Origin of the sequence: Streptomyces sp. NPDC014861 (assembly GCF_043081625.1) — a bacterium.
GTDB lineage: Bacteria > Actinomycetota > Actinomycetes > Streptomycetales > Streptomycetaceae > Streptomyces.
Window position 1 is genome coordinate 20,167 of record NZ_JBIBWV010000041.1, and the last position, 7,383, is coordinate 27,549.

General features: G+C 70.3%; 4 protein-coding genes. 1 reads left to right on the forward strand and 3 read right to left on the reverse strand.

Annotated features, from left to right (window positions below):
- Positions 1 to 145 precede the first annotated feature (145 nt).
- Complete coding sequence (locus tag ACF1BN_RS37410) at positions 146 to 2,422, forward strand: ATP-binding cassette domain-containing protein (protein WP_392336068.1); 2,277 nt, start codon at positions 146 to 148, stop codon at positions 2,420 to 2,422.
- A 78-nt stretch (positions 2,423 to 2,500) separates the two neighbouring features.
- Here ACF1BN_RS37410 and metH read toward each other — a convergent pair whose 3' ends face one another.
- The 3 genes from metH to ACF1BN_RS37425 all read right to left on the reverse strand — a co-directional run.
- Positions 2,501 to 5,980, reverse strand: a complete 3,480-nt coding sequence (metH, locus tag ACF1BN_RS37415) for a methionine synthase (protein WP_392336069.1) — start codon at positions 5,978 to 5,980, stop codon at positions 2,501 to 2,503.
- 63 nt (positions 5,981 to 6,043) lie between these two features.
- Positions 6,044 to 7,267 carry a methionine adenosyltransferase gene (gene metK / locus ACF1BN_RS37420; RefSeq protein ID WP_392336070.1) on the reverse strand — a complete coding sequence of 408 codons (1,224 nt, stop codon included), beginning with the start codon at positions 7,265 to 7,267 and terminating at the stop codon, positions 6,044 to 6,046.
- A 24-nt stretch (positions 7,268 to 7,291) separates the two neighbouring features.
- Positions 7,292 to 7,383, reverse strand: a 92-nt coding sequence (locus tag ACF1BN_RS37425; RefSeq protein ID WP_392336072.1) for an adenosylhomocysteinase, incomplete at its 5' end; no start/stop codon positions are given.

The window sequence follows — 7,383 nt, forward strand, 5'->3', positions numbered from 1 at the left end:
GGCCGGGACCCGCACCCGTAGGGCCGCGACCCGCACTCGCAGGGCGGCTTCGACCCGCGTCCGCAGGGCCGGGACCCGCGCCCCCGCCGGCGGGCCGGCCCGCGCGGTCGAGCGGGAGTCCAGCGGTCCGCCCTAGCGTGCCGCTATGGGCGAATCACACACCATCAAGATCGTCGGCGCGCGCGAGCACAACCTCAAGGACGTCTCCCTGGAGATCCCGAAGAACACCCTCACGGTGTTCACCGGCGTCTCCGGCTCGGGCAAGTCGTCCCTCGTCTTCGACACCGTCGCCGTGGAGGCGCAACGGCAACTGAACTCCACCTACAGCTGGTTCGTCCGCAACCAGCTGCCGAAGTACGAGAGGCCGCACGCCGACGCCATCGAGAACCTCTCCGCCCCCGTCATCGTCGACCAGAAGCCGGTGGGCGGCAACAGCCGCTCCACGGTGGGCACGATGACGGACATCTACTCGATGATCCGGGCGCTGTTCGCGCGCCACGGCACCCCGTCCAAGGGCCTCGTCTCCCTGTACTCCTTCAACGACCCCAAGGGCATGTGCCCGGAGTGCGAGGGCCTGGGGAACGTGCAGCGCATCGACCCCGACCGGGTCGTGGACCGGACGAGGTCCCTCGACGAGGGCGCCATCCTGGTGCCCTGGTACCGGGTGGGCAGCCCCGAGTGGCAGCTGTACGCGACCTCGGGGCGGCTCGACCCGGCGAAGGTCCTCGCCGACTACACGCCCGAGGAGTGGCACACCCTCCTGCACGGCAGCGGCGGGCCGAAGGTGCGCCTCACGACGAAGAACAGCTCCCTCGACGTGAACTACGAGGGACTCGTGGACCGCGTCACCCGCCTCAACCTCAAGCGGGACGTCAGCACGATGAGCGAGAAGAACCGCGAGGCCATCGCGGCCTTCATCACCGAGCAGCGGTGCCCGGCCTGCGACGGCGCCCGCCTGGGCCCCGAGGCGCTCGCCACCCGCATCGACGGGCTCTCGATCGCCGACTGGTGCCGGATGGAGATCGGCGACCTCATCGGCGTGATCGGCCGCATCGACGACCCGGTGGCCGGACCGATCGCCGCCGCGGCCCGCACCGCCCTGGAACGCGTCGCCGACATCGGCCTCGGCTACCTCAGCCTGGACCGGGCCACCACCACGCTCTCCGGCGGCGAGGGGCAGCGGCTCAAGCTGGTCCGCCACCTCGGCAGCACCCTCACCGGCATGACGTACGTCTTCGACGAGCCCAGCACCGGCCTGCACCCCCGCGACGTCGGCCGGCTCGGCGACCTGCTGCGCTCCCTGCGCGACCAGGGCAACACGGTCCTCGTCGTCGAGCACGACCCCGACGTGATCGCGATGGCCGACCACGTCGTCGACGTCGGTCCGCGCGCCGGCGTCCACGGCGGCGAGATCGTCTTCCAGGGCTCCTACGAAGAGCTGCGCGCCGCCGACACGCTCACCGGGCAGGGGCTGCGCGCCGCCGCCGAGCCGCGCACCCGGTTCCGTGAGCCGCGGGGCAAGCTGGCGATCGAGGGCGCCTCCGTCCACAACCTCAAGAACGTGTCGGTCCACGTCCCGACCGGTGTCCTCACCGTCGTCACGGGCGTCGCGGGCTCGGGAAAGAGCAGCCTCGTCTCCGAGGCGTTCATGACCGCCCACCCCGAGTCGATCTTCGTCGACCAGTCGCCGATCGCCGCCTCCTCCCGCTCCACGCCCGCCACCTACCTCGGTGTGATGGACCCGCTGCGGAAGCTGTTCGCCAAGACGAACAACGCCGCCCCCGGCCTGTTCAGCGCGAACTCCGCCGGCGCGTGCGAGGACTGCCAGGGGAGGGGCGCGGTCATCACCGAGATCGCGTACATGGACCCGGTCACCGTGCACTGCGAGACCTGCGACGGCCGGCGCTTCAAGGACGAGGTCCTCGCGCACACCGTGCGCGGCAGGTCCATCGCGGACGTCCTGGAGATGTCCGCGGAGGAAGCGGTCGCCTTCTTCGAGGAGAAGGCCCTGCGGGACCGGATCCGCTCCCTCGTGGAGGTCGGCCTCGGCTACCTCACCATCGGGCGGGCGCTGAGCACGCTGTCCGGCGGCGAGCGCCAGCGCATCAAGCTGGCGGTCCAGCTGAACCGGCCGGGCAGCGTCTATGTGCTGGACGAGCCGACCACGGGCCTGCACATGTCGGACGTGGCCACCCTGGTGCGGCTCCTCGACACCCTGGTCGACCAGGGCAGCACCGTCGTGGTCATCGAGCACAACCTCGACGTGGTCAAGGAAGCCGACTGGATCATCGACCTGGGGCCCGAGGGCGGCAAGGGCGGCGGCGAGATCGTCTTCACCGGGACGCCGCGGGAGCTCCTGTCCTCGACGGGATCGCTGACCGGCGAGCACCTGCGGCGCTACCTGGGCGTCGCCGGCGCCTAGCGCGGACCCGGAACACGGTGAGGGGCCGGCGACACGGGCGCCGGCCCCTCACCGCTGCCACGGGCGGAGAGCGCCCGCTCAGCGGGCGTTGAAGTAGCTCGCCTCCGGGTGGTGGAGGACGAGGGCGTCGGTGGACTGCTCGGGGTGGAGCTGGAACTCCTCGGAGAGGTGCACACCGATCCGCTCCGGCCGGAGGAGATGGGCGATCTTGGCGCGGTCCTCCAGGTCGGGGCAGGCGGGGTAGCCGAGGGAGTAGCGGCAGCCCTGGTACTCGGTGCGGAGCATGCCGTCGATGCCGGTCGGGTCGGCGCCGCCGATGCCCCACTCGGCGCGTACCCGGGCGTGCCAGTACTCGGCCAGGGCTTCCGCCAACTGCACGGAGAGGCCGTGGAGTTCGAGGTAGTCGCGGTAGGCGTCGGCGGCGAAGAGCTCTGCGGTGGCCTCGCCGATCCTGGAACCGACCGTCACCACCTGGAGTCCGACGACGTCGGTCTCGCCGGACTCCTCGGGACGGAAGAAGTCCGCGAGGCACAGGCGCCGGCCGCGGCGCTGGCGGGGGAAGGTGAAGCGGGTCCGCTCGCCTCCGTCCTCGTCCAGGATGATCAGGTCGTCGCCCTTGGACACGCACGGGAACCAGCCGTGGACGACGGCCGCCTCCAGCAGGTTCTCGGTGTGCAGGCGCTCCAGCCAGCCCCGCAGTCGCGGCCGGCCCTCGCTCTCCACCAGCTCCTCGTACGACGGCCCGTCACCGGCCCGGTTCTGCTTCAGCCCCCACTGGCCCTTGAACAACGCGTCCTCGTCCAGCCATGACGCGTAGTCCTTCAGCGGGATGCCCTTGACCACCCGGGTGCCGAGGAAGGGGGGTTCGGGGACGGGGTTGTCGGTGGCGACGTCGGAGCGGCCGGCCGGTTCCGGCTCCCGTACCTCCAGAGGTGTCTCCCGCTTCGGCACCCGCCGCTGCTTCAGTTCGGGCAGTACGGCCCCGGGGACGCCGCGCTTCACCGCGATCAGGGCGTCCATCAGGCGCAGGCCCTCGAAGGCGTCGCGGGCGTAGCGGACCTCGCCCTGGTAGATCTCGTGGAGGTCCTGTTCGACGTAGGCCCGGGTGAGGGCGGCGCCGCCGAGGATGACCGGGTACTTGGCGGCCAGGTCGCGCTGGTTCAGTTCCTCCAGGTTCTCCTTCATGATCACGGTGGACTTGACCAGGAGACCGGACATGCCGATGACGTCGGCGGCGTGTTCCTCGGCGGCCTCCAGGATGGCGGAGACGGGCTGCTTGATGCCGATGTTGACGACGTTGTAGCCGTTGTTGGACAGGATGATGTCGACGAGGTTCTTGCCGATGTCGTGGACGTCACCGCGGACCGTGGCGAGGACGATGGTGCCCTTGCCCTCCGCGTCCGTCTTCTCCATGTGCGGCTCCAGATGCGCCACCGCCGTCTTCATCACCTCGGCGGACTGCAGCACGAACGGCAGCTGCATCTGGCCCGAGCCGAACAGCTCACCGACCGTCTTCATCCCGTCGAGGAGGATGTTGTTGACGATGTCCAGGGCCGGGGTGGTGGTCAGGGCCTCGTCGAGGTCGGCCTCCAGGCCGTTCTTCTCCCCGTCGACGATCCGCCGCTTCAGCCGCTCCTCCAGCGGCAGCGCCGCCAGCTCCTCCGCCTTGCCCGCCTTCAGCGACTTGGCCGTCGCGCCCTCGAACAGCGCCATCAGCTTCTGCAGCGGGTCATAACCCTCCGCACGCCGGTCGTAGATCAGATCGAGAGCGGTCGTGACCTGCTCCTCGTCGAACCGCGCGATCGGCAGGATCTTCGACGCGTGCACGATCGCCGAGTCCAGACCCGCCTTCACACACTCGTCCAGGAACACCGAGTTCAGCAGGATCCGGGCCGCCGGGTTCAGACCGAAGGAGATGTTCGACAGACCCAGCGTCGTCTGCACGTCGGGGTGGCGCCGCTTCAGCTCCCGGATCGCCTCGATCGTCGCGATCCCGTCCTTGCGGGACTCCTCCTGACCCGTGCAGATCGTGAACGTCAGCGTGTCGATGAGGATGTCCGACTCGTGGATCCCCCAGTTGCCGGTCAGATCACCGATCAGACGCTGCGCGATCGCCACCTTGTTCTCGACCGTGCGGGCCTGGCCCTCCTCGTCGATCGTCAGAGCGATCAGCGCCGCACCATGCTCCTGCGCCAGCCGGGTGACCTTCGCGAAGCGGGACTCCGGCCCGTCGCCGTCCTCGTAGTTGACCGAGTTGATGACCGCCCGGCCCCCCAGCTTCTCCAGACCCGCCCGCAGGACCTCCACCTCGGTGGAATCCAGCACGATCGGCAGGGTGGACGCGGTCGCGAAACGCCCCGCCAGCTCCTCCATGTCCGCCACACCGTCGCGGCCCACGTAGTCGACACACAGGTCGAGCATGTGGGCGCCCTCGCGGATCTGGTCCCGCGCCATCTCCACGCAGTCGTCCCACCGGGCCTCCAGCATGGCCTCGCGGAACTTCTTCGACCCGTTCGCGTTCGTCCGCTCCCCGATCGCCATGTACGAGGTGTCCTGCCGGAACGGCACCGTCTGGTACAGCGACGCCGCACCCGGCTCCGGACGCGGATCACGCACCGCAGGCGTGAGACCCCGCACCCGCTCCACCACCTGACGCAGATGCTCCGGCGTCGTACCGCAACAGCCGCCCACCAGGGAAAGGCCGTACTCACGGACGAACGACTCCTGGGAGTCCGCCAGGCCTTCCGGGCCCAGCGGGAAGTACGCGCCGTCCTTGGTCAGCACCGGCAGGCCGGCGTTCGGCATGCACATCAGGGGTGTGCGGGAGTGCCGGGCCAGGTAGCGGAGGTGCTCGCTCATCTCGTCCGGGCCCGTCGAGCAGTTCAGGCCGATCATGTCGATGCCCAGCGGCTCCAGGGCCGTCAGAGCGGCCCCGATCTCCGAGCCGAGCAGCATGACGCCGGTGGTCTCGAAGGCGAGGGAGCAGATCAGGGGCACGTGGACACCGAGGGCGTCCATCGCCCGACGGGCGCCGATGACGGAAGCCTTGGTCTGGAGGAGGTCCTGGGTGGTCTCCACGATCAGCGCGTCGGAGCCGCCGGTGAGAAGGCCCTCGGCGTTCTGCTGGTACCCGTCGCGCAGGACGTCGTACGGGGCGTGGCCGAGCGACGGCAGCTTGGTGCCGGGGCCGATGGAGCCGAGGACCCAGCGCCGGCGCCCGTCGGCGGCCGTGAACTCGTCCGCGACCTCGCGGGCGACGCGGGCCCCGGCCTCCGACAGCTCGAAGATCCGGTCCGCGATCTCGTACTCGTTCGCGGCGGAGTGGTTCGCGCCGAACGTGTTCGTCTCCACGCAGTCGACGCCCGCCGCGAAGTACTCCTCGTGCACCGCGCGCACGATGTCCGGCCGGGTGACGTTGAGGATCTCGTTGCACCCCTCCAGCTGTGCGAAGTCGTCCAGCGTCGGGTCCTGCGCCTGGATCATGGTGCCCATCGCGCCGTCCGCCACCACCACCCGGGTGGCGAGCGCCTCGCGCAGGGCCTCCGACCGCGCGCTCACCGCCGCACCCGACGGGGCGGGGCGGTGAGCGCTCTCTCGTGCGGGAAGTCGGGGGTGCGCACGTCAGAGACCCGCCGCGTTCCGCAGGGCGCCGACGCGGTCGGTGCGCTCCCAGGTGAAGTCGGGTAGCTCGCGGCCGAAGTGGCCGTAGGCGGCGGTCCGGGAGTAGATCGGGCGGAGGAGGTCGAGGTCGCGGATGATCGCGGCCGGACGGAGGTCGAAGACCTCGCCGATGGCGTTCTCGATCGTCTCCGGGGAGACCGTCTCGGTGCCGAAGGTCTCGACGAAGAGGCCGACGGGCTCGGCCTTGCCGATCGCGTAGGCGACCTGGACCTCGCAGCGGGTGGCGAGGCCGGCGGCGACGACGTTCTTGGCGACCCAGCGCATCGCGTAGGCGGCCGAGCGGTCCACCTTCGACGGGTCCTTGCCGGAGAACGCACCGCCGCCGTGGCGGGCCATGCCGCCGTACGTGTCGATGATGATCTTGCGGCCGGTCAGGCCGGCGTCGCCCATCGGGCCGCCGATCTCGAAGCGGCCGGTCGGGTTGACCAGCAGACGGTAGCCGTCGGTGTCGAGCTTGATGCCGTCCTCGACGAGCTCCTTCAGGACGTGCTCGACGACGAACTCGCGGATGTCGGGCGCGAGCAGCGAGTCGAGGTCGATGTCCGAGGCGTGCTGCGAGGAGACCACGACCGTGTCGAGACGGACGGCCTTGTCACCGTCGTACTCGATGGTGACCTGCGTCTTGCCGTCAGGGCGCAGGTACGGGATCGTCCCGTTCTTGCGGACCTCGGTGAGGCGCCGGGAGAGCCGGTGCGCCAGGTGGATCGGCAGCGGCATCAGCTCGGGCGTCTCGTCCGACGCGTAGCCGAACATCAGGCCCTGGTCACCGGCACCCTGCTGGTCCAGCTCGTCGCCCTCCTCTCCCGGGGCGGCACCCTCGACGCGCTGCTCGTACGCGGTGTCCACGCCCTGCGCGATGTCCGGGGACTGGGCGCCGATGGAGACCGAGACGCCGCACGAGGCGCCGTCGAAGCCCTTCTTCGAGGAGTCGTAGCCGATCTCCAGGATCTTCTGGCGCACCAGCGTCGGGATGTCGGCGTACGCCTTCGTGGTCACCTCGCCGGCGACGTGCACGAGGCCGGTGGTGATCAGCGTCTCGACCGCGACCCGGGAGGCCGGGTCCTGGGCGAGGAGGGCGTCGAGGATGGTGTCGCTGATCTGGTCGGCGATCTTGTCGGGGTGGCCCTCGGTGACGGACTCCGAGGTGAACAGGCGGCGGGACATGGGCACTCCTCGTGGTCGGACGGCTCAGTAGCGGTAGTGGTCGGGCTTGTACGGGCCGTCGACGGGGACGCCGATGTAGGCGGCCTGGTCGTCGGTGAGGACGGTGAGTCGGATGC